Genomic DNA, 22,669 nt, shown 5'->3' with positions numbered 1-22,669 from the left:
CACAGGCCCAGAGGCGGTGCCGAAATGACCTGGTCCACCGGAGCGGCAATGATGCTCGCCGCCGTCGCGCTCGTGATCTGGCCGAGCGCGGCCCGCCCGCGTCACCTGGCCCCGCTGGCCGCGGTGAAACTGCGGTTGCCCAGCCCGCCCGTCATGCACCTCGCGACTGCCGTGGTCGCGGGCGTCTCCGCGCTGGTCGTCGCGGGTGTGCCGGCCGGTGTGATCGTCGGCTTCGGCGGCTGGTGGGCGTTGCGCCGTTCCCGCCGCCGCAAGGATCCCGACGCCGACATCAGCGAACGGCTCCGGTCCGCGGCGACGCTCGACGTCCTCGCCGCCTGCCTGCGCACCGGCTTGCCCGTACCCGTCGCCCTCGAAGCGGTCGGCCGGGGCGCGCCGCCCGAGACGGCGAAGGCGCTCCACTCCACTGCGAGCCTGCTCGCGCTTGGCGCCGAACCAGCGCAAGCCTGGGCGCCGACGCGCGCGCGTCCCGGGTTGGACGAACTGGCCGTCGCCGCGACCCGCACCGCACGGGCGGGCACCACCCTCGCCACGACTGCGGACGAACTTGCCCGTCGCCTGCGCGACGGTCTCGGTGTCGAGGCCGAGGAACGCGCGGAACGGGCGGGGGTCGCGCTGGCACTGCCCGTCGGCCTCTGCTTCCTGCCCGCGTTCTTCTGCCTCGGCGTGCTGCCCGTGGTGCTCGGCCTGGCCGAGCGGATCGGCGGCCTGTTATGAGAAATCCACAATGGACAGAAAGGAACCACGACGATGCACCTCCTCCGCGGAGACGAGGGGACGACCACGGCCGAGTACGCCATCGGCACGGTAGCGGCCGCGGCGTTCGCCCTCGCCCTCTACGCACTGCTGACCGGGGACTCGATCTCGACCGCATTGTCGGGCCTGATCCAGCGGGCCCTGACGGTGGCCACCTGATGCCCGGCCGTCGCCGGGACGGCGGTTTCGTCACGGTCGAAGCTGCCATTTCGTTGGGGGCGCTCACGGCCGTGCTGGCGATGCTGATGGCGGGCATCGGCGCGCTGAGCGGGCACATCCGCTGTCTCGACGCTGCCCGCGAGGCCGCCCGGCTGAGCGCCGCCGGCCAGCCGGGCGCCGCCGAAGCCGTGGTGCAGTCGATCGCCCCGCGCGGCGCGAAGCTGGAACTCCGCCGTTCCGGCGACGGCATCACGGCCGAAGTCACCACCGACGCCCTCACCGGTTTCCTTCCGGGCATCCATCTCGGTGGCACGGCCTTCGCCATCGCGGAGCCGGGCACCGACCCCGCCGATCAACCGGTGCCAACGCCCCCGCTTTCACCCATAGTGCAGCCGAGCGACGCGCCCGCGACACAGCCGAGCGACGAGCTTGCCGGGCAAGGCGGACCCACCTGATGTCCCGGCAGACCGGAACGACCCTGCGCCCAGCCCTGTCCTCCGAAGGGATGCCTGTCACCTCACCAGTCGGCGATGCGATGTTGCTTGAGGCGCCTGAGAAATCACGCAGATCGCACGAACCACCGAGCAACAAACCGGCGCCGCCTGCCGCCCGGCGACACCGCCCGCTGCGCCAGACAAAGGGGATGGACCGGTTGATGAGCCGAAGCTGCGAGATGGGCCAGCCGATGCGTCGGGCAGACGAAGGGGTGGCGACCGTCTGGACGGCGATCGCGGTCGCTGCGCTCGTTTGGCTAGGGGCCGCCGCTTGCTGGCTGGGCGCGGCCGTCGCCGCGCGGCATCGCGTCGAGGCGGTGGCGGACCTCGGTGCGCTCGCCGCCGCGGCCCACGCCGCCGACGGTCCCGCCAAAGCCTGCGACCGTGCCCGGGAGGTGGCTGACCACCAGGGCGCCGAGGTCACCGACTGCCACTGGGACAAGCGCGACGCCCTGGTCGAAGTCCGCGCCACCCGCACACCCGTCCCCGGCCTGCCACCGCCGACGGCGCACGCCCGCGCCGGGCCGGTCGGCTTGCCCAGCTGACTGCTACCGCCGACGGCGGATACCCGTGCCAGTCCTGTTGGCCTACCCAGTTGACTGGCCCGGCCGACGGCGGATGCCCGCGCCGGGTCTGTCGGCTTGTCCAGTTGATTGCTACCGCCGACAGCGCTTGCTCGCGCCGGTCCTGGCCTGCCTAGTTGATTGCCATCGCCGACGGTGGATGCCCATGCCGGTCCTGTCGGCTTGCCCAGTCGGCTGCTACCACCGACGGCGCACGCCATCGCCGACGGGGCGTGCCTGGGCCGGTCCTGCTGGCTTGCCCAGTTGGCTGCCGCCGCCGACGGGGCATGCCCGGGCTGGCCTGCCCAGCTGACCGCTACCGCCGGCGGGGCATCCCGGGCCGGTCCCGTTGGCCTGCCCAGCTGACTGGCTCGGCCAACCCGGCCTGATCCTGCGCCGACTCGTCGAACCGGTCGACCGCGGGCCGTCTCGACCTGGGCGGACTATCCCGCGACCAAGGCGGCGCCTGCCCAGAACCGTTCCTCGCCAGGGCGATTCCAGACCGGGCGAGGTCAGACCAGGCGAGGCCGACCTAGCCGGTCTACCGGGCCTTCCGTCCGGTCAGGTCCAGACCGCCGCCCAGCCGGCCGGGCCCAGGCCGCGCTGCGCGGGGTGCGGCGGATCGGACCGGCAGACCGGGCTTGACCAGGTCGGATCGCGCGGACACGGCCGGTCGCCGGTGCGTCGTCGGCCGTTCGTCGTCGTGGGGGTGGGGCCGGTTGCGCCGGTGAGTGGAACGTCGAGTCGATCATCGTGGGGGTGGTGGGAAGGAGGCCGGCGACGAGCGGCGGACGGTCGCGAGCAGCGGTCGCTGGTGCACGGCGAGCGGTCGAAACACCAGGTCACAGCCAGGAACGGCGCGTGCGCGCCAACCAGTGAGCGGTGGGGGTCGAAAGTGTCGAACCCGGTGGTGAGGCCGGTGAGCGGTGGCCGAGCCGGTCGTCGGCGGACGGTGATCGGCTTGCCGGTATCGGCCGGGCGGTGGACTACCTGGCGTTCATCGCCCAGTAACCACCGGTTGTCGCGTGACCCTTCCGCGCAATGTGCAAGTTGCCGTTTAGTGAGACATGCGCCACCACGGCCCCGACCCGGACGGCGCGAGAACCGAACTTGAAGGCAGGAAAGCAATGTTGGACGCGAATTGGCCGGACAGCTGGCGGAGCGCCTTCCGCATCGAACTGCGAGCGGAGGCGATCGGCCTCGCTTGGCGCGGCTGGCCGGTGCTCCCGGGGGCAACCCCGGCGCCGATCACCGGTGAGGGGGACGACCTGACCTGGCAGCGCCCGGCGCCCGTGCGTGAAAACTGGCGCGAGCTGATCGGCACGCACGCCCACGAGGTCGCCACCTGGTTCTCCGACCGCACCCACAGCCTCCTGGTGGCCACCGGCACCGTGCTGGACGCCATCGAGGTGGACGACGAGCTTGGCAAGCGCGCCGCCCGGCTGCTCCGCACCCTCGGGCACCCCGCCCCGATCGTCGCGATGCCGAACGGCCGCTGGCTGTTCCTCACCACTGCGGCCGACCGCATTCCGGCCGAGCTCGCCGACCACGCGACTGTGCAGTGGCACGGCGCCGGCAGCTACATCCCGCTGCCGCCGTCGCCGTTCCAGCACGGTGTTGTGCACTGGCGGGTCAAGCCCGAGGTCTGCGGCTGGCAGCTGCCGGACGCTGACGAGGTTCACGACGTCCTCGTGCGCGCCCTGGCCGACGAGCAGGCTCTCCTGCTCGTGGAGTCCTCGGCCGCCTGACCGGTCCCAACCCGGCAGGACAGCCCGCACCACCCGAAGTTTCACGCACCACCGTGGCCACACTGGTCCCCGTGCTGACGCAACGCCCCGAGCACGGTATCCAGTACGGCCACTGCCCCTGCCTTGTCCAGCGGATCGTTGCCGTTCCCGCACTTCGGCGACTGTACGCAGGACGGGCAGCCCGTCGGGCACTCGCAGGAGACGATCGCCTCCCGCGTAGCGGCCAGCCACGGGACAATCGCGGCATAACCGCGGTCGGCAAATCCCGCACCCCCGGGATGCCCGTCGTGCACGAACACCGTTGCCTCCCCGGTGTCCTCGTGCCACGCGGTAGACACCCCGCCGATGTCCCAGCGGTCGCACGTAGCGAACAGCGGTAGCAGGCCGATCGCCGCGTGCTCGGCGGCATGCAGGGCACCGGGGACGCGTGCCGGGATCAACCCGGCACCCCCCGGTGCCTTGCCAGCGCCCCCGGTCCCCACTGGCGCCACAACTTCGGTCCCCACCGACGGCTCGGCCCCAGCCGCAACGGGCGCCACAGTTTCCCCGGTCCCCACCGGAGGCTTGGTCCCGGTCGCGACACGAGTTGCGGCTTCCCCGGTCCCAACCAGACGCTCGGCCCCGGCCGCAACGGGCACCGAGGTCTCCCCGGTCTCTACCGATGACTCGGCCCCAGTCACAACGGGAGTTGCGGCTTCCCCGGTCCCCGCAGACGGCTCCGCCCCGGTTGCAACGGGCGCCACGGTCTCCCCGGTCCCCATTGGAGGCTTGGCCTCGGACGCGACACGAGTCGCGGCTTCCCCGGTCCCCGCTGACGGCTCCGCCCCGGTTGCAACGCGCGCCGCGGTCTCTTCAGTCCATGCCGGTGGCTTGGCCTCAGCCGCAACGGAAGTCACGGTCTCCACCGGAGGCTTGGCTCCGGTCGCAACAAGAGGCACGGCTTCCCCGGTCCCTACCGGAGGCTCGGCCCCGGACACGATACGAGGCACGGCTTCCCCGGTCCCCACCGGAGGCTTGGCTTCGGCCGCGACCGAAGCTATGGCCGCCTCGGTCCCCACCGGCGGTCTGGCAACTGCCGTGACCGACCTCGCCGCGCTGGTCTCCACCGACGGCGAGGTCCCGGTCGCAACAGGCGCCATGGCCTCCCCGGTCCCCACCCGAGGCTTGGCGTCTGTCCCGGTTGGCCTCGTCTCTCCGGTCCCCGCCGGAAGCCGAGCGTCAGTCACCGCTGGCTTTGCCGAAGCCGCGCCGGTGCCCCAACCGCCTCGACCGCTCCAACCACCGCGAGCGCCCGTCGCCTCCGCCGGGCCCAGCAGGTCGCTCGACACCGTGTACCAGACCGCCCTCGTGTGGAGGCTTTGTTCCGGTAGGTCAAGGGGCGTGTGGTCCAGCACCTCGCCCGACGGGCGGCGGCGGAGGTAGCCCACGACCTGCGACGTCACCGCCACCTCGCCCAGCGAGACCGTGACGCCGGCGTGAGTGCACTGCTCCTGGGTGCTCAGCACGGAGATGTCCACGATCTCGCGGGGCGAGGTGTTCCAGTCCGGGTCCTCGGCGTGCACGAGCGCCAGCCCGGTCTCCAGGTCCAGCTCGTCGACGACGTACGACGAGCCCTGGTGCAGGTAGACGGCGCCCGGGTGGACGGCGAAGCACGCCGAGCCCGGGTCGACGGTGCCGAGCATGCGGCCGGAGTCCGCTTCCACCACCGCGATCTGGTCGCCGCCGGAGCCGCGGATGCCGACTTCGGCGTGGGGGCGGTCGCGGGACGTCCAGTACCAGCCGCTCGAACGGCGGCGCAGCAGCTTCTCCTCCGCCAGGTCCGCAAGCACCGCGCGCGCCGCGTCGCCGCCGAAGGTCGCCAGCTCCGGTTCGGTCAGCGGCAGTTCGGCGACGGCACACGCCAGCTGCGGGCCCAGCACGTACGGGTTCGACGGGTCCAGCACCGCCGTCTCGACCGGACGGTCCAGCAGCGCCGCCGGGTGGTGCACCAGGTAGGTGTCCAGCGGATCGTCCCTGGCCACGAACAGCACCAGCGCCTCGTCCCCCGAACGCCCCGCGCGCCCCGCCTGCTGCCAGAACGACGCCAGCGTGCCCGGGTACCCGGCGAGCACGACGGCGTCCAGGCCCGCGATGTCGACGCCCAGCTCCAGTGCGTTGGTGGTCGCCACCCCGAGCAGCCGTCCGGACAACAGCGCCGCCTCCAGTGCGCGCCGTTCCTCCGGCAGGAAGCCCGACCGGTACGCCGCAACGGTCTCGGCCAAAGCCGGGTCCACTTCGGACAACAGACGGCGCGCGCCCAGCGCCGTGAGCTCCGCGCCGCGCCGGGAACGGACGAACGCCAGCGAACGCGCGCCCTCCACGACCAGCTCCGTGAGGATCCGCGACGCTTCCGCTCCGGCCGAGCGCCGCACCGGCGCGCCATTTTCGCCGGTCAGCTCCTCGAGCAGCGGCGGCTCCCACAGCGCTACCGTGCGTGCACCCCGGGGTGACGCGTCGTCGGTAACCGCTTGACACCCGACGCCCGTGAGCCGCGACGCGAACGCCGCCGGATCCGCCGTGGTCGCGGACGCCGCCACGATCACCGGATCGGCCCCGTAGTGCTCCGCCACCCGCCGCAGCCGCCGGAGCAGCAGCGCGACGTGGGAGCCGAACACCCCGCGGTAGCTGTGGCATTCGTCGACCACGACATACGACAGCCGGCGGAAGAACCGCGCCCACCGGCCGTGCGCGGAGAGGATGCCGCGGTGCAGCATGTCGGGGTTGGTGAACACCCAGTTCGCGTGCTCGCGGACCCAGTCGCGCTCGGCCATCGGGGTGTCGCCGTCGAACGACGCCGCGCGCACGCCGGGTATGTCCAAAGAGGACACCGAACGCAGCTGGTCGGCGCCGAGTGCCTTGGTGGGCGCGAGGTACAGCGCCGTCGCGCCCGAGCCCGCGGCCAGCTCGGACAGGACCGGCAGCTGGTAGGCCAGCGACTTCCCGGACGCCGTGCCCGTGGACACCACCACGTGCTCGCCCGCTTGCACCAGCGAGGCCGCCTCCGCCTGGTGCGCCCACGGCGCAGTCATGCCGGCCGCCGTGAACGCGGACACGACTTCATCCGCGGCCCACTCCGGCCACGGCGCGAAAACCGCCGCGCGCGCCGGCAGTTCGGCCACGTGCGTCACCGGGTTCTCGCTCGCCGGGATCCCGGCCGTGACCCGGCTCAGCAGCCTCCGACCTCGTTCTCCCACCACGCGCAGAGCTTCGCACAGGGCACCGACAGAACCGGTTCGGCGGAAGCGAGATCGATCCAGTGACCAATCACACAAGGTCACGGAACGTACCGTGCCCGGGACGCCCTGCCGGGCCGCTGAGCACTACCAATACACTCCCGCAATCCACACCGTCTGTGGCGAGAGTCATGTGAGACGTGCATTGCCGCACGGCTAGCGTGTCGCTCGGTACAGATCCAATGCCAGCGCAGGCACGCCGGGGACGACGAGCCCGCGCTGGCCAAAGGCGTTCCCAGGAGGACGAATGTCCCGGCAGTTCCTCGCGGAGGGCGGCATCACGCTCACCGGGGGTGGCTACACCATCGTCGGTGTGGTCGCCGTGGTCGCCCTTGCCGCACTCGCCATCGGTTACGTGTTGCTCAAGGAGGTGCTGGCCGCGGGCCAGGGCACCGCCAAGATGCAGGACATCGCCAAGGCAGTGCAGGAAGGCGCGGCCGCTTACCTCAAGCGGCAGCGAAACACGCTGGTCGTTTTCGGCGTGATCGTGTTCCTGCTGCTGTTCGCGCTCCCCGCCGACGACTGGAGTGAGCGCATCGGGCGCTCCGTCTTCTTCCTCGTCGGCGCGGTGTTCTCGTTCACCATCGGCTACCTCGGCATGTGGCTGGCGACGCAGGCGAACCTGCGCGTCGCGGCCGCGTCGCGTGAGGAAGGCGGGCGCGAGATCGCGATGCGCGTGGCATTCCGCACCGGCGGCGTGGTCGGCATGATCACCGTCGGCCTCGGCCTCTTCGGTGCCGCGGTCGTCGTGCTGGTCTACACCGGCCAGGCCCCGAAGGTGTTGGAGGGCTTCGGTTTCGGTGCCGCGCTGATCGCCATGTTCATGCGTGTCGGCGGCGGTATCTTCACGAAGGCCGCCGACGTCGGCGCGGACCTGGTCGGCAAGGTGGAGCAGGGCATCCCGGAGGACGACCCGCGTAACGCCGCGACCATCGCGGACAACGTGGGCGACAACGTCGGTGACTGCGCGGGCATGGCCGCGGACCTCTTCGAGTCCTACGCCGTGATGCTCGTCGCCGCACTGATCCTGGGCAGCTCCGCGTTCGGGGCGCACGGCCTGATCTTCCCGCTGATCGTGCCCGCCATCGGCGTGATCACCGCGGTGATCGGCATCTACATCACGAAGGCGCGCGTCGGTGAGGGCGGCCTGGTCACGATCAACCGCTCGTTCTACATCTCCGCGGTGATCTCCGCGGTGCTGTCGGCGATCGCCGCGTTCGTGTACCTGCCGGGCAGCTTCGCCGATTTCGGCCCCGAGTTCGCCGGCACCTCCGGCAACCCCGCGGTCATCGCCACCGTCGCCGTGATCATCGGCATCGTGCTCGCCGCGATCATCCTGAAGATCACCGGTTACTACACCGGCACCGAGTACAAGCCGGTCCAGGACGTCGGCAAGACGTCGGAAACCGGTGCGGCCACGGTCATCCTGTCCGGCATCTCGGTCGGCTTCGAGTCCGCTGTGTACACCGCTCTGGTGATCGCCGCGGCGGTCTTCGGCGCGTACCTGCTGGGTGGCGGCATCGCGCTGTTCGCCGTCGCGCTCGCCGGCACCGGCCTGCTGACCACCGTCGGCGTCATCGTCGCGATGGACACCTTCGGCCCGGTCTCCGACAACGCGCAGGGCATCGCCGAGATGTCGGGCGACGTCGACGAGAAGGCCGCGCAGATCCTCACGGAGCTGGACGCGGTGGGCAACACCACCAAGGCCATCACCAAGGGCATCGCGATCGCCACCGCGGTCCTCGCGGCCACAGCGCTGTTCGGGTCCTATTCGGACGCGATCACGAAGGCGGTCGGCGGTACCGGCGAGTTCGTCGCGAACATCGTCAACCCGTCCACGCTGGTCGGCGTCATCGTCGGCGCGGCCGTGGTGTTCCTGTTCTCGGGCTTGGCCGTCAACGCGGTTTCGCGTGCGGCCGGCGCGGTGGTGCAGGAAGTGCGCCGCCAGTTCCGCGAGATCGCGGGCATCATGGAGGGCACCACGCGGCCGGAGTACGGCAAGGTCGTGGACATCGTCACGCGCGACTCGCTGCGTGAGCTCGCCACGCCGGGCCTGCTCGCGGTGTTCGCCCCGATCGCCGTGGGCTTCGGCCTCGGCACCGGCGCGCTCGCCGGCTACCTGGCCGGCGCGATCGCGACCGGCACGCTGATGGCGATCTTCCTGGCCAACTCCGGTGGTGCCTGGGACAACGCCAAGAAGCTCGTCGAGGACGGCAACCACGGCGGCAAGGGCTCGGCCGCGCACGAGGCCACCATCATCGGTGACACCGTCGGCGACCCGTTCAAGGACACCGCCGGCCCGGCCATCAACCCGCTGATCAAGGTGATGAACCTGGTCTCGGTGCTGATCGCGCCCGCGGTCGTCAGCCTGACGCTGGGCGGTGGCGCCAACACCACGTGGCGCATCGTGATCGCGCTGGTCTCGGTGGCGGTGATCGTCGTCGCGATCGTGGTGTCCAAGCGCCGCGGCACGGTGATCGCCGACACCCCGGCGGAGGCGAAAGCCTGACCTGTCACGGCTGAATCCACCCGGGCCCGGTACGCGCACAGCGTGCCGGGCCCGGTTTCGTGGTTGGAAACTTCTTCCCGAACTGTGGTCGAAGACTTGCGAATGATTCTCGGATCGGTACCGTCGGGGGAACCGGGAGTTCGACTGGCAGGAGGTGTGCGGGTGCGGCCGCGGTTGACCGTTCTTGCCGCGCTGGCAACGGGTATCGGGATCGGCCTCGCCGGCTGCGGGCAGCAGCCGCCGGTGTCTCCGCAGGCGCGCCAGGGCGGCCAGGCGGACACCTCGAGCCAGATCGACCCGGCCGCCAGATGGGCCGACGGCTACTGCGGAGCGGTGACGCACCTCGTGCGAACGCTCTCGAACCTGCCGACCATCGACCCCACCTCGCCGCAGCAGGCGTCCCTGACGTCCAGCCGGCTGCTCACGTCCGTGGTCGGCGGGATCGACGAGACCGTGGCCGGGCTCGACCGGCTCGGCCCGCCGCCGCTCGCCGGGGACGAGCAGGCGCGCGGGGAGTTGTTACACGACTTCGCCTCTGTACGGCAGCGCGCCGACGACGTGCGGCAGCGGATCGATTCGGCGCGGGACACGGCCGCGACCAGGGCCGCGCTCGGCGACGCCCGCAGCACACTCGACGAAGTCGGGCAGCTCGACCTGCTCAAGGCCCTCGACGCGACGCCGGAGCTGAGCGCGGCGGGCAAACGCGCGCCCGGCTGCCAGCAGCTCGTCGTGCCGCCGGCTCCCCAGTAAGTCACTCTTCCGGCGAAAAACCGCCACGCGACCCTCGCGTCCAATCGAACTTGTGTTCTATCATGATCGGCGTGGATCGGACGATCTCGCTGTTCTCGGCCGAGGCCAGCGGCCCGGGGCTCCCGGACCTGGCCGGGCTGTTGTGCTGCCAGGGGCAGATCACCGGCTTCGGGCGCACGGCGGCACGGCTGTCGGTGGTGGTCGAGGAGCCGTGGCGCGCCCGTGTGCTGGCGCGGGAGTGCCGTCGCCGGGGCGCGGACGCGCAGGTCGCCGTGGCCGAATGCGGCAGTCCGCAGGTGCGCACGTCCTTCCGCGTCGACCTCCTGCCGCTGGCGCTGCGGTGGCTGCGGGCGGGCCGCACCGGCCCGGCGGAGGACGATTCGGGCAAGGCGGTCCCGGACGGCTTCCGCCTGAGCGGCGCGATGCTGCGGATGTGGGCGCTGGCGAGCGGACGGCAGGGGCCGTCGGGCTACCTGCTGGGCGTCGACCCGCTGGCGCCGCACATGCACGAGGGCCTGCTCGCGGCGCTGGCCCCGCTGGGCGTCCACGCCCGGCTGCTCGGGCCGAAGGCGGAGGCACCCGCGGTCCGCGTGAACGGCCGCCGCCGGCTGGACAGCCTGGTCGAGCTGATCGGCGAGCCGCCCGACGGGGCCGAGGCGGCGTGGCCCGACCTCAGCCGCGACCTGAAACCTGACCTGAGTCCCGACCGGGAAAGCGGCCTCAGGACGTCGGAGGACTGCGCTGAGGACGCTGTGCGCGACGGGGCTGCGGACGGCGACCAGGGGAGTGGAGAGAAGGACAGCGGGGCCGGAGAAGGCCGTCGTGGCGTCGACGCGGGTGGCCATGGCGTGCGGGTCGCGGATGCACAGGGCGAGAGTGACCGGGTACGAGGCGACGGCGCGAGTGGTCGCGGGACCGAGGACAGCGGCGATCGCGGCACCGAGGGTGGCCAGAACGGCTCACGCGGGCCCGCTGAAAGCGACCTCCGCCGGGCCCGGCGCGGCGAGGGCTCCCGCCGGGGCCGGGCCGCTGGACGCGCCGAAGGGGACCCGCGTCGCGACCAGAGCGACGAGAGTCCCCTTCAGTACTTGCTGGGGGTGGCCGGCTAGGGCTTGGGCAGGGTGCAGCCGGCCTGGTCGAGCGCGATTTCGTTCGCCGGGCTCAGGCAGGCGGGAATACCGTAGGTCTCCTCGCCGTACTTGGTGTCGGGGTGCACGGTGACGTTGCCGGACTCGTCGACCTCGCACGGGTTGTTCAGCGTGCAGCTTTCGCCGTCCTCGTTCGCCGTGTTGTTGATGCCGATGACCTTGCCGGTCGCGGTCTCGACGATCGGCGAGCCCGAGGTGCCGCCGATGGTCTTGCACTCCGGCGTGTAGCGGATGGAGTCCTTCCAGACCCAGCCGTTCTCGTGCAGCTCGTGCACGAACCCGTCGATCGAGCAGGAGTAGATCTTCTTCCAGTAACCCGAGACCACGTCGATGTGCGTGCTCGCGGTCGGGTGCGTCGTGACCAGCTCGAGCGGTGAGACGCCGTACTGCTGCTTGATCTGGGCGTAGGTCGTGCTCAGCTGGTAGAGCGACACGTCGGTGTCGGTCATCGTGGCGTAGATGATCTTCTTCGCCTTGAGGGTGCCCAGCGAGCTCTGGCCGTCGGAGGACAGTAGGTCGAAAGTGCGGGTGGAGGCCTGGCCGGTGATGACTTCGCCGGGATCCGGGAAGCCGGACTCCAGGCAGTGCCCGTTCGACATCACCAGAGCGGGCGCGGTGTCGGGTGTGCCGGCCGGTTTGACCACCGAGCCGGAGCAGTTGGACAGGGCCACCGTGCCGGAGAACGTGGTGGTCGCGGCACTCGCCTCAGGTGCGGTGACCAGGGCGAAGACGGCCATCGCGGCAAGCACACCGCCGAGGAGACGTCGGGTCATGGTGGTTCCTTTCGGCTCGAGGAGGTAGTAAGTGAAGCGTTGTCGACCTCGGGCCCACCACCGTCGAACGGAGGGTATCCAGGTGCTTACGCGATACCCTGCGCGGCACGTGTCGGACATCACGTGCTAGGTCTGGAAAGGAAACATCACCGAGGTCAGCGACGATCCGGTGAGCAGGGACCGAACGGCGTGTCAGGCGACCTAGCCGTGGTGGCGCTCTTCCGAGCGTGCACACTGACAGGTCGAGACGCGGGCGCAGTACCCCTCGTCGAGGGGTAGGGATGGTGTCGTCGCCACCGAGGCGGCGGCGCCGAGATGAGCGGAGAGCAGGGCAGCGTGGCAGCACGGACCAAGAAGAACGGCACCGGGTCGGACTCCGCCGGGCGTCGGCGGCTGGTGATCGTCGAGTCGCCCACGAAGGCCCGGAAGATCGCCCCATACCTGGGGAGTGACTACGTCGTCGAGTCGTCCGTCGGGCACATCCGCGACCTGCCCCGTGGTGCCGCCGACGTCCCGGCCCAGTACAAGGGCGAGGCGTGGGCGCGGCTCGGCGTCGACGTCGACAACGGCTTCAAGGCGCTCTACGTGGTCACCCCGGACAAGAAGTCCAAGGTCACCGAGCTGAAGGGGCTGCTGAAGGACGTCGACGAGCTCTACCTCGCGACGGACCCCGACCGCGAGGGCGAGGCCATCGCGTGGCACCTCCTCGAGACGCTCAAGCCCAAGGTGCCGGTCCGCCGCATGGTGTTCCACGAGGTCACCGAGCAGGCGATCCTGGCGGCCGCCGGTGCCACCCGGGAACTGGACGCCGACCTCGTCGACGCGCAGGAGACCCGCCGGATCCTCGACCGCCTCTACGGCTACGAGGTCTCGCCGGTGCTGTGGAAGAAGGTCATGCCGAAGCTCTCGGCGGGCCGCGTGCAGTCGGTGGCGACCCGGATCGTGGTGGAGCGTGAGCGTGAGCGGATGCGCTTCACCTCGGCTTCGTACTGGGACATCTCGGCGACCATGGATGCCGGCGAGGAGGCTTCGCCGCGGAACTTCCCGGCCCGGCTCGTCGCCGTCGACGGCGCGCGCCTGGCGACCGGCCGCGACTTCGACTCGACCGGCCAGCTCAAGGGCTCGTCCGCCGACATCCGCGTGCTGGCCGAGGCCGACGCCCAGGCGCTGGCCCAGGCGCTGAGCAAGCGGGACTTCAAGGTCTCCAGCGTCGAGGAGAAGCCGTACACGCGGAAGCCGTACGCGCCGTTCATGACCTCGACGCTGCAGCAGGAGGCGGGCCGCAAGCTGCGGTTCACGTCCGAGCGCACGATGCGGGTCGCGCAGAAGCTGTACGAGAACGGTTACATCACCTATATGCGTACCGACTCGACGACGCTGTCGGAGACGGCGATCTCGGCGGCGCGCAGCCAGGCGACGCAGTTGTACGGCAAGGAGTACGTCTCGCCTTCGCCGCGCCAGTACACGCGCAAGGTCAAGAACGCGCAGGAGGCCCACGAGGCGATCCGGCCGTCGGGCGAGGTCTTCCGCACCCCCGGCCAGGTGGCGAGCGAGCTGGACTCCGACGAGTTCCGGCTGTACGAGATGGTCTGGCAGCGCACGATCGCGTCGCAGATGACGGACGCGAAGGGCACCACGATGTCGGTGCGCATCGTGGGCACCGCGACCTCCGGCGAGGAGTGCACGTTCGCCGCTTCCGGCCGCACGATCACCTTCGCGGGCTTCCTGAAGGCCTACGTCGAGGCGGTCGACACCGAGACCGGCGGCGAGGCCGACGACAAGCAGAGCCGCCTGCCGGTGCTGGTCAAGGACCAGGGCCTGAGCGCGGCCGACCTGTCGGCCGACGGGCACACCACTTCGCCGCCGGCGCGCTACTCCGAGCCCAGCCTGATCAGCAAGATGGAAGAGCTGGGCATCGGGCGGCCGTCGACGTACGCGTCGATCGTCAAGACCATCCAGGACCGCGGCTACGTGTGGAAGAAGGGCTCCGCGCTGGTCCCGTCCTGGGTCGCGTTCGCCGTGATCGGCCTGATGGAGCGGCACTTCGAACGGCTGGTGGACTACGACTTCACCGCCGGCATGGAGGACGAGCTCGACCGCATCGCCAACGGCGACGAGCAGCGCGCGCAGTGGCTGTCGAAGTTCTACTTCGGCGGCGACATGGGCGTCGACGGCTCGATCGGCCGGCTCGGCGGGCTGAAGAAGCTGGTCGACGGCAGCGTCGAGGACATCGACGCGCGCGAGATCAACTCGATCCCGCTGTTCAACGACGCCGACGGGCACAAGGTCGTCGTCCGCGTCGGGCGCTACGGGCCGTACCTCGAGCGTGAGGTGGACGGTCAGTCGCAGCGCGCGAACCTGCCCGAGGACCAGCCGCCGGACGAGCTGACCCCGGAGATCGCGGAGAAGCTGTTCGCGACGCCGCAGGAGGGCCGGGTGCTGGGCACCGACCCGGTGAGCGGGCACGAGATCGTGGCGAAGGAAGGCCGCTTCGGCCCGTACGTCACCGAGCTGCTGCCCGAGGGCGAGCCGTTGCCCGAAGACGCGACGCCTGCGCAGAAGAAGGCCGCCAAGGCGAAGCAGCCGAAGCCGCGTACGGGCTCGCTGTTCAAGTCGATGGCGATCGACTCCATGACCCTCGAAGACGCGCTGAAGCTGCTTTCGCTGCCGCGCGTGGTGGGCAAGGACCCGGAGTCGGGTGACGAGATCACCGCGCAGAACGGGCGTTACGGGCCGTACCTGAAGAAGGGCACGGACTCGCGTTCACTGTCCACTGAGGACCAGCTGTTCTCGATCACGCTGGACGAGGCGCTGAAGATCTACGCGGAGCCGAAGCAGCGTGGCCGTTCTGCCACCGCGAAGCCGCCGCTGAAGGAACTCGGCGACGACCCGGTGTCGGGTAAGCCGATGGTGGTCAAGGACGGCCGTTTCGGCCCGTACGTGACCGACGGCGAGTACAACGCGACGCTGCGGAAGACCGACAGCATCGACGAGCTGACGGCCGAACGCGGCGCCGAGCTGCTGGCGGAGAAGCGGGCGAAGGGTCCGGCACCGAAGCGTAAGGCGCCGGCGCGAAAGCCCGCGGCGGCCAAGTCGACAGCGACGAAGTCGGCGGCCACCAAGTCGGCCGCGACCAAGTCGACTGCGGCCAAGAAGGCGCCCGCCAAGAAGGCGAGTACCGCCAAGGCCAAGTAGGACGGTTCCGTCGGGGCCACCCGGGTTCGCCCGGGTGGCCCCGTTTTTGTCTGGGGGCAGGATCTTGACTGGGGGACAAGCTTCCGCACGGCGTGCGCGCGCCGGGGTGTCGGTGGTCTTCGCGGTGTGCGGCGCGGGATTCGCGACGTGGGCCGCGCGTGTGCCCGCGGTGCAGGCGAAGCTGGGGCTGAGCGCCGGCGAACTGGCCGTCGGGTTGTTCGGCCTCGCGGCGGGCTCCGTGGTCGCGCTGGTGGCGGCCGGGCCGCTGCTGACGAAGATCGGCAGCCGGCGCGGGGTCGTTTTCGGCGGGGCGGTGCTGTGCGCCGGGCTGCCGCTGGCCGCGTTCGCGCCGGGCTTCCCGCTGTTCGTGGCGGCACTGGCGGTGCTGGGAGTGGGCAACAGCCTGCTCGACGTGTCCATGAACGCCCACGCCGCGCGCGTCGAAGAGGCGTACGGGCGGCCGATTTTCGCGGGCTTCCACGCGTTCTGGAACGTCGGCGGGCTGGCGGGCTCCGGCGTCGGGGCGCTGATGGAGACGTGGCACGTGCCGGTCCAGGCGCACTTCACCGCGGCCGGCACGGTGCTGCTGCTGACTCTGCTGTGGGCGTCGACGAGGTTCCTGCCGGGCGCGGACCGCGGCCAGGGCGAGGCGGCGTTCGCGTTGCCGGGCAAGGCGTTGATCCCGCTCGGGGTGATCGCGTTCTGCGGTTTCCTGGCCGAGGGCACGGTGAACGACTGGAGCGCCGTGTACCTGCGCGAGGTCACCGTCGCGTCGGCCGCCTTCGCGTCACTGGGGTACTTCGCGTTCTCGATCACGATGATCGGCGTGCGGACGGTGGCCGACCGGCTCGTGGAGCGCTTCGGGGCCGTGCCCTTCGTCCGGTGCGCGGCGGCGGTGACGGTGGCGGGCTTCCTGCTGGTGGTGGCCGTCCCGGTGCCGGGGGCCGGGGTCGCGGGGTTCGCCGTCATCGGGCTGGGCGTGTCCGGGATCGTGCCGCTGGCGTGGAGCGCGGCCGGGCGCAAGCAGCCGGACGCGCCGGGGCGGGCGATCGCCGCCGTCGCCGCGTGCGGGTACCTCGGGTTCCTGGCCGGGCCGGTGCTCATGGGCGGGCTGATCGGGGGCATCGGGCTGCACTGGACGTTCGCCGTCGTCGGATCGCTGCTGGTGAGCGTGTACTTTCTCGCGCCGGCCATGCGGATTGTTCAACGATCCGAGCTGGCTGACCGCTGAGGCGACCGTTCGGCGCAAGACTGGCGACACTCGAACACAAGTTCGAGAAATTGTCGGTGCTCGGGTGTTCAATGCAGGGGTGAGTAGTTCAGCGCCCGTCGTCTTCGACGTCATCGACGAGGTCATCGCGCCGCTCCGCGCCGAAGTGCCGGAGCGGCCCTCGGTGATGGAGTTCTACGACCCGCACTTCAAGGTCCCGCCAGTGCTTGTGCCTGGCCCGGAGCCGGACCCGGCCGCGTCGGAGGAGGACGGGCCGGAGGAGATGACCCTGGCCGACGAGGTGCGGCAGTCCTTCGGGCCCGCGATCGGGGCGGGGCTGGCCGAGGAGGTGGAGCAGTACACGCGGTTCGTCGCCGGCATGGCCGCACTCGGGCTGGTGCCGGAGGGACAGGTGACGCCCGAGGCGGTCGGGCTGTACCGCGTGCTGCGCGGCGGTTTCATCCGCGGCGTCGTGACCGGCGTGTTCCCGGCGCGCCCGGAGCCGTGGGAGGTCCGCTTCTTCGGCGACGCGGACTACACCACGGTGATGAGCAAGCTGGGCCGTCGCGCGCGGCTGCGGTCCGGCCTGCTGAGTGCGCTGCCGGGCTGGGTCTTCGACGGCCTGCCGGACCGCCCGCCCGGCCCGGGCCCCGCCGTCCGCATCGAGACCGACGGCAGCGGCCTGATCCCGAACCAGGCCTGGGGCGACCTGGACGTGATCCGCTCGGCCGTCGCCCGCCCCCGCCTCGGCACCGTCCTGGTCGACCTGGCCGTCCGCGACGCCGTGCTGGCGGAATACCCGCACGGCGCCTTCGGCCTGGTCGACAACGACCTGGGCCGCTACCAGTTCAGCGCCGCCCCCCGCCCCGACGGCGGCTGGGTGATCACCTGGACCCCGGCCACCCGCGGCACCGCCGAGGCTTGGATCGTGAAGGCGGTGCGCAGCCATGCTTGAGGGGGCTGGTGGGCTCGGCTGGGTATCGGGGGCGGTGATGACTGGCTGAGCGCGGCGGGTGATCTGGCCGCCGGATCCGCTGAAAGTGGCCGGAGCTTCGAGGGGCAAGTCGGAGCTGGAGTCGCGGGGGCCCGTTGGAGTTGCGGGGTAGCTGGAGCCGGAGTCCTGTACGCGGGAGTGTGCAGCTGGCTGGAGCCGCGGGGCTGGCTGGAGCCAGGGGGCCAGCCAGAGCTGTGGGGCCAGTCGGAGCTGCGGGACCAGTCGGAGTCACTGGGCTGGCTGGAGTCGCAGAGGTCGCCGGAGCCGCGGAGACCCGCGGGAGTCGCGGGGCTGGTTGGAACCGCCGAGCCAGTCAGAGCTGTGGGGATGGCTGGACTCGCGGGGTGAGCTGGAGTCGCTGGGCCAGCCCGGGCCGGGGGGATCAACCGGCGTCGCGGGGTCAACTGGAGCTGCGGCGCCAACCCGAGCCAGGGGCCAACCGGAGTCGCGGGGTCAGCTGGAGTCACGGGGGCAGCTGGAGTCACGGGGTCAACCCGAGCCAAGGAGCCAACCGGAGCCTCGCGGTGAGCTGGAGCTGTGGCGCCAACCCGAGCCAAGGAGTCAACCGGGGTCGGAGAGGGGCTGGTCAAACGCATTCGGGCGAACCCATACAGCCATCCTGGCGTGCGCGGCGCGTCGACCTATCAACCCCCAAAACCCGGCGGCGTTGCTCTGGCCGGGTGCGGGCAAGACCAAACTGGACCAGTGCGTCGTCACCCTGTGTCACCGTTGTGTGAGTGGACTCACGCCCCGAAGGTCCCGTCCGGCGGTCGACCCCGGGCGCCGCAGGTTGGGAGACTGCAACGGAAGTCGGCGTGCGGGCGCCACTGCCGGGTGGTTTTCTGCGGCCATTGGGCGGATGCGGGAACCGGTACTGTCGTTGACACTGGAAGGCGAGGACATTCCGTAGTGAGGTGGTCACCATGAGCATGAGCGGTGGGGCTCCTTTCTTCAATGCCCCCGATCCGGAGCGTGACGGCACGCTCGGCGACCCAGTCGTCGGTGAGAGGTTCGCCGATCCGCTTTCCGGGCTGGTCACGGCGGCCGAACCGCCACCGGCGACGGCTGCGGACGAAGCCGGCCGGCTGCCGACCGCGCGTCCGGTCAAACACGACCCCGAGGTCGTCAAGCGCATGGTCGAGGAGGCGCTGCGGGAGGACGTCCAGCAGGGCCCCCGCACCCCCGAGGCCGTCCAGCCCGCGGGGATCCGGCCCGACGGCGTGCCGCTCGGCCTGCTGCCACGGCAGCGGACCTGGCCGACCCGCGCGCCGGAGCTGCTGAAGAAGGTGCCTCGGCCCCGGCAGAAGCCACGGCCCGAGATCGCCGACGACGACATCGAGGCGGAGCTTGCCGAACGGCAGGTGCGCAAGCGCGGGCTGCCCACCATCGGCATGCCCAGCTTCGGGCGCCCGTCGACGAACGCGGCGGGGGTCGTCATCGCCGTCCTGTTGCTCGTCGTCTTCGGAGTCGTCGCGATCACCATGGTGTCGAGCCTGGTCAGCAGTGTGGTCGGGCTGTTCGACTGACCTCCGGCCCACCGCCGCACACCCGGGCCGGTGCCGTGTCCGCATCGGCGACCGGTCTACCCTGACGACACGGTCGGGGGATCCGATAGGTCGCCCGGCGCCGCCGTGACGAGTGGGGTGGGCGTATCAGCGAGGGCGTACGGTCCGTGCCCGGAGCCGATCCGGGTGGGTCGGCGGGCGCCGAGGCGTCCACGATCCACCGGGTCCGGCGGGTGCTGGCGATCAGGCCATTCCGCCGTCTCTGGGGCGTCACCTACCTGTGCAGCGCCGCCGACTGGCTGAACCTGCTGGCGTTGACCAGCCTGAGCACCAAGCTGCTCAACAACTACACGGCGCAGAACTTCGCGTTCGTCGGCGTCGTGCTCACCAACCTGCTGCCCGGCCTGCTGTTCGCCCCGCTCGGCGGCCTGCTGGCCGACCGGTTCGACCGGCGCAAGGTCATGGTGATCTGCGACTTCCTGCGCTGCGGCTTCCTGCTGTCGATCGCGATCGTCGGGGCGCCGTGGTGGATCTTCGTCGGCAACTTCTTCGTCGGCTGCTGCTCGATCATGTGGATCCCGTCGAAGGACGCGGCGGTGCCGAACCTGCTGCGCCGGCCGGACCAGGTCGAGACGGCCAACCAGCTCGGCATGGTGATGACCTACGGCCTCGCGGTGATCACCGCGGCCGGCGCCAACGCGCTGATCCTCAGCGTGAACTCGACGTTCCACCTCTTCCCCGGCCAGACCGCGGACCTCTACATCGCCAAGCTGGTCGTGGTCGTCACCGGCCTGCTGTACCTGACCAGCGGCATCCTGATCGCGACCCGGATCCCCGAGCTTTCGCTGCGCAACGTCCACGCGGTGGCCCAGCCGAAGGTCAAACAGGCGGACGAGGAGAAGTTCGGCTTCGGCGCGATGGTCCGCGACGGAGCCAAGTTCGTCCGCAGCACCCCACTGGTGCGCGGGTTGCTGATCGGCGCGTTCGGCGCGTTCGCGGCCGGCGGGGCGGTGATCGGCTCCGCCAAGCCGTACTCCTCCTCCCTGCTCGCGGGCGACGCGGCGTTCAACCTGCTGGTGCTCGCCGTGTTCCTCGGCCTGGCGACCGGCATGGCCGTCGCGCCGAAGCTCGCGCGACGGCTGGCCCACGACCGGCTGTTCGGCATCTCGATCATCGCGGCCGGGTTGTCGCTGGTGGTCGTGGCCCTGTCGCCGCACCTGGCGGTCTCGCTGATCGCCGTGGCGTCGGTCGGGATCTGGGCCGGCACCGCGTTCCTCACCGGCGTGACGATCATCGGCTCACGGGTCGAGGACGCCATCCGCGGCCGGATCAACGCGATCTACCAGTCGATGCTCAAGATCGTCCTGTTCGGCTCCACGATCGCGGCGCCGCTGCTGATCGGGCTCGTGCAGCCGCGGACGGTCAACGTCTGGGGCAGCCCCGTCACCGTCGACGGCACGCGCCCGGTGATGATCGGCGGCGGCGTGCTGGCCGTGCTCCTCGGCATCATCGCCTACCGGCAGATGGACGACCGCCGCACCGAGAAGATTCTCGCCGACGTGCGCAACGCGCTGCGCCGCAGCCCACGCCGCGTCAACGGTTTCCTCATCGCCCTCGAAGGCACCACGGCCATCAACACCGCCAGCCAGGCTTCGCGGCTTTCGCGCTGGCTCGGCACGGGCACGCGCCCGGTGGTGCTGGCCGCCGACCCGGCGCTCGACGGCGATCGGTTCGCGTCGCTCGTGTCGAACGCTTCGCTCTCCAGCGCGCGGGCGAAAGCCCTTGTCGCCGCTGCCGTCCGTGCCGATCTGGTGGAACGCGAGATCCAGCCGGCGCTGGCCGCGGGCTCCGTGGTCGTGATGGAGCGGTTTGTCGACTCGCCGCTCGCGCAGCTTTCGGCCGTCGCCGGGCTGGACAGCGATGACCTGGAGGGCCTGGCCGACTGGGCGACGGGCAAGTTGCGGCCGGACCTCACCGTGCTGCTCGACGCCGACCCCGGCGCGCGCGAGCCGGGCAGTTCGCAGGCCTCGCTGAACGACCAGTGGCGGGTCCAGCACCTGCTCGCCGAGATGGCCGCGGCCGACCCGGACCGTTACGTGGTCGTCGACGCCGACGGCACCGACGACGAGGTGGCCGAGCGCGTCCGCACGGCCGTGCGCGCGGTGTTCGTCGGCCGGCTCTCCGGGCTGGCCCCGACCGAGCCCGTCGAAGCCGCTGAAGCTGCTGAAGCCGACCAAGCCGCTGAATCCGCCGAGCCCATCGAGGCGGAGGCCACGGCGGACGTCGTCGAGGTGGACGCCGCGGTGTCCGAGCGGGTGCCGGAAGCGTCCGAAGTGGAGGCGAAGTGAGCACGCCGATCGGCGTCTGGACGGAACTCGTCGGCCAGGAGCCGGCGATGGAGACGCTGTCGTCGGCCGCCAGGGCGGCGGCGAAGATCGTGGCGGGCGAGCCCGTCGCGCCCGGGGCGATGACCCACGCGTGGCTGCTCACCGGGCCGCCGGGCTCGGGCCGCTCGGTCGCGGCGCGGACGTTCGCCGCGGCGCTGCAGTGCAGCACCGGCACCGGTTGTGGCGCCTGCCCCGGCTGCCGCACGACGATGGCGGGCACCCACGCCGACGTCCGGCTCGTCGCGCCGGAGGGCCTGTCGATCTCGGTCGCGGAGATGCGCGCGCTGGTCCAGGCGGCCGCGCGACGACCGTCCACAGGGGACTGGCAGGTCGTGGTCATCGAGGACGCCGACCGGCTCACCGAAGGCGCGTCGAACGCGTTGTTGAAGGCCGTCGAAGAGCCGCCGGAACGGACCGTGTTCCTGCTGTGCGCGCCGTCGGACCACCCGGAGGACGTGTCGGTGACGATCCGCTCCCGGTGCCGGCTGGTGCCGCTGCGGACCCCGCCGCCCGAGGCGATCGCGCAGGTCCTGATGGCCCGCGACGGCCTCGAAGCGGACCGCGCGCACTGGGCGGCTTCGGTGTGCGGCGGCCATGTCGGGCGTGCGCGCCGGCTCGCCACGGACGAGGCCACGCGCCAGCGTCGCGCCACCGTGCTGCGCATCCCGCTGGGCCTGCGACGGCCGAGCGACGTCTTCACCTGTGCCGACCAGCTGATCAGCGCCGCGGAGGCGGACGCGGGCGAGGAGAGCAAGGTCCGCGACGAGTCCGAGCGCTCCGAGCTGCGTACCGCGATGGGCGGTGACGGCATCGGCAAGGGCGTCGGGGGCGCCAAGCGCGCCGCCGAGGCCGCCGTGAAGCAGCTGGAGAAGCGCCAGAAGTCCCGTTCCACCCGGACCCAGCGCGACACCCTGGACCTCTCGCTGGTCGACCTGGCCGCCTTCTACCGCGACGTCCTCGTCACCACCGCGCGCTCGGGCGCGACCCTGAACCACCCGGACCACGCGTCGGAGATCGAGTCCGCCGCCTCGGCGTGGACGCCGGAGTCGACGCTTCGCCGGCTGGAAGCCGTCCTGGAGTGCCGCGAGGCGATCGGGCTGAACGTCAAGCCGCGCATCGCCGTCGAGGCCATGGTGACCACGCTCCGCCAAGGCTGAAACCGAGACGCACCAACGTCGAACGGCCCGT

At 71.3% G+C, this 22,669-nt stretch carries 15 protein-coding genes and 1 pseudogene; 14 read left to right on the top strand and 2 right to left on the bottom strand.

All coding sequences use genetic code 11. From position 1 onward, the window contains the following. Nucleotides 1-24: 24 nt before the first annotated feature. The 5 genes from OG943_RS33830 (at nt 25) to OG943_RS33810 (ending at nt 3,738) form a co-directional block, all read left to right on the top strand. Nucleotides 25-735 (top strand): type II secretion system F family protein, encoded by a 711-nt coding sequence (locus OG943_RS33830; protein ID WP_328604984.1) that lies wholly within the window; start codon nt 25-27, stop codon nt 733-735. 33 nt (nt 736-768) lie between these two features. Then, nucleotides 769-933, top strand: a complete 165-nt coding sequence (locus OG943_RS33825) for a DUF4244 domain-containing protein (protein ID WP_091626899.1) — start codon at nt 769-771, stop codon at nt 931-933. Then, a complete protein-coding gene (locus OG943_RS33820) occupies nt 933-1,388 on the top strand; it encodes a TadE family type IV pilus minor pilin (protein WP_328604983.1) in 456 nt (151 codons plus the stop codon). The genes OG943_RS33825 and OG943_RS33820 overlap by 1 nt, the downstream gene beginning before the upstream one ends. 230 nt (nt 1,389-1,618) lie before the next feature. Continuing rightward, entirely contained in the window at nt 1,619-1,972 is a 354-nt protein-coding gene (locus OG943_RS33815; protein ID WP_328604982.1) for an Rv3654c family TadE-like protein, read from the top strand. 1,145 nt (nt 1,973-3,117) lie between these two features. After that, nucleotides 3,118-3,738 (top strand): bifunctional DNA primase/polymerase, encoded by a 621-nt coding sequence (locus OG943_RS33810; RefSeq protein WP_328604981.1) that lies wholly within the window; start codon nt 3,118-3,120, stop codon nt 3,736-3,738. Nucleotides 3,739-3,779: 41 nt separating this feature from the next. Here OG943_RS33810 and OG943_RS33805 read toward each other — a convergent pair whose 3' ends face one another. Continuing rightward, on the bottom strand, nt 3,780-6,974 hold the full coding sequence (locus OG943_RS33805) for a DEAD/DEAH box helicase (RefSeq protein WP_328604980.1): 3,195 nt from the start codon (nt 6,972-6,974) through the stop codon (nt 3,780-3,782). A 283-nt stretch (nt 6,975-7,257) separates the two neighbouring features. On the opposite strand from OG943_RS33805, the gene OG943_RS33800 reads away from it, so the two are divergent. From OG943_RS33800 to OG943_RS33790, 3 genes and pseudogenes are all read left to right on the top strand, one after another. Further along, entirely contained in the window at nt 7,258-9,519 is a 2,262-nt protein-coding gene (locus OG943_RS33800) for a sodium-translocating pyrophosphatase (protein ID WP_328604979.1), read from the top strand. Nucleotides 9,520-9,681: 162 nt separating this feature from the next. Next, nucleotides 9,682-10,269, top strand: a complete 588-nt coding sequence (locus OG943_RS33795; RefSeq protein WP_328604978.1) for a hypothetical protein — start codon at nt 9,682-9,684, stop codon at nt 10,267-10,269. 71 nt (nt 10,270-10,340) lie between these two features. Next, nucleotides 10,341-10,943: pseudogene (locus OG943_RS33790) on the top strand (hypothetical protein); the annotation flags it as partial. Between the two features lie 431 nt (nt 10,944-11,374). Here OG943_RS33790 and OG943_RS33785 read toward each other — a convergent pair. Beyond that, entirely contained in the window at nt 11,375-12,190 is an 816-nt protein-coding gene (locus OG943_RS33785) for a S1 family peptidase (protein ID WP_328604977.1), read from the bottom strand. 315 nt (nt 12,191-12,505) lie between these two features. Here OG943_RS33785 and topA point away from each other — a divergent pair, with 315 nt between their 5' ends. The 6 genes from topA to OG943_RS33755 all read left to right on the top strand — a co-directional run bounded on the left by topA (nt 12,506) and on the right by OG943_RS33755 (nt 22,638). Next, nucleotides 12,506-15,385, top strand: a complete 2,880-nt coding sequence (gene topA / locus OG943_RS33780; RefSeq protein ID WP_328604976.1) for a type I DNA topoisomerase — start codon at nt 12,506-12,508, stop codon at nt 15,383-15,385. Nucleotides 15,386-15,491: 106 nt separating this feature from the next. Continuing rightward, nucleotides 15,492-16,616, top strand: coding sequence for an MFS transporter (locus OG943_RS33775; RefSeq protein ID WP_328604975.1), 1,125 nt, complete (start codon nt 15,492-15,494; stop codon nt 16,614-16,616). Nucleotides 16,617-16,680: 64 nt separating this feature from the next. Continuing rightward, nucleotides 16,681-17,550 (top strand): ESX secretion-associated protein EspG, encoded by an 870-nt coding sequence (locus OG943_RS33770; protein WP_328604974.1) that lies wholly within the window; start codon nt 16,681-16,683, stop codon nt 17,548-17,550. A 962-nt stretch (nt 17,551-18,512) separates the two neighbouring features. Further along, on the top strand, nt 18,513-19,115 hold the full coding sequence (locus OG943_RS33765; protein ID WP_328604973.1) for a hypothetical protein: 603 nt from the start codon (nt 18,513-18,515) through the stop codon (nt 19,113-19,115). A gap of 146 nt (nt 19,116-19,261) precedes the next feature. Beyond that, the gene (locus OG943_RS33760) at nt 19,262-21,442 is read left to right on the top strand and encodes a bifunctional MFS transporter/dTMP kinase (protein ID WP_328604972.1); all 2,181 of its coding nucleotides are present in this window, start codon (nt 19,262-19,264) and stop codon (nt 21,440-21,442) included. Continuing rightward, complete coding sequence (locus OG943_RS33755) at nt 21,439-22,638, top strand: DNA polymerase III subunit delta' (RefSeq protein WP_328604971.1); 1,200 nt, start codon at nt 21,439-21,441, stop codon at nt 22,636-22,638. The genes OG943_RS33760 and OG943_RS33755 overlap by 4 nt, the downstream gene beginning before the upstream one ends. Nucleotides 22,639-22,669: the final 31 nt, after the last annotated feature.

The organism is Amycolatopsis sp. NBC_00345, from assembly GCF_036116635.1.
Taxonomy (GTDB): Bacteria; Actinomycetota; Actinomycetes; order Mycobacteriales; family Pseudonocardiaceae; genus Amycolatopsis.
The sequence above is the reverse complement of the archived record's forward strand: the minus strand, read 5'-3'. Positions and strand labels throughout refer to the sequence as shown.

What these genes read in the sequence shown, in the direction of transcription:
- OG943_RS33830 (WP_328604984.1), top strand. Translation starts at nt 25, where the DNA reads ATGACCTGGTCCACCGGAGCGGCAATGATGCTCGCCGCCGTCGCGCTC.
- OG943_RS33825 (WP_091626899.1), top strand. Translation starts at nt 769, where the DNA reads ATGCACCTCCTCCGCGGAGACGAGGGGACGACCACGGCCGAGTACGCC.
- OG943_RS33820 (WP_328604983.1), top strand. Translation starts at nt 933, where the DNA reads ATGCCCGGCCGTCGCCGGGACGGCGGTTTCGTCACGGTCGAAGCTGCC.
- OG943_RS33815 (WP_328604982.1), top strand. Translation starts at nt 1,619, where the DNA reads ATGCGTCGGGCAGACGAAGGGGTGGCGACCGTCTGGACGGCGATCGCG.
- OG943_RS33810 (WP_328604981.1), top strand. Translation starts at nt 3,118, where the DNA reads ATGTTGGACGCGAATTGGCCGGACAGCTGGCGGAGCGCCTTCCGCATC.
- OG943_RS33800 (WP_328604979.1), top strand. Translation starts at nt 7,258, where the DNA reads ATGTCCCGGCAGTTCCTCGCGGAGGGCGGCATCACGCTCACCGGGGGT.
- OG943_RS33785 (WP_328604977.1), bottom strand. Translation starts at nt 12,190, where the DNA reads ATGACCCGACGTCTCCTCGGCGGTGTGCTTGCCGCGATGGCCGTCTTC.
- topA (WP_328604976.1), top strand. Translation starts at nt 12,506, where the DNA reads ATGAGCGGAGAGCAGGGCAGCGTGGCAGCACGGACCAAGAAGAACGGC.
- OG943_RS33765 (WP_328604973.1), top strand. Translation starts at nt 18,513, where the DNA reads ATGAGCATGAGCGGTGGGGCTCCTTTCTTCAATGCCCCCGATCCGGAG.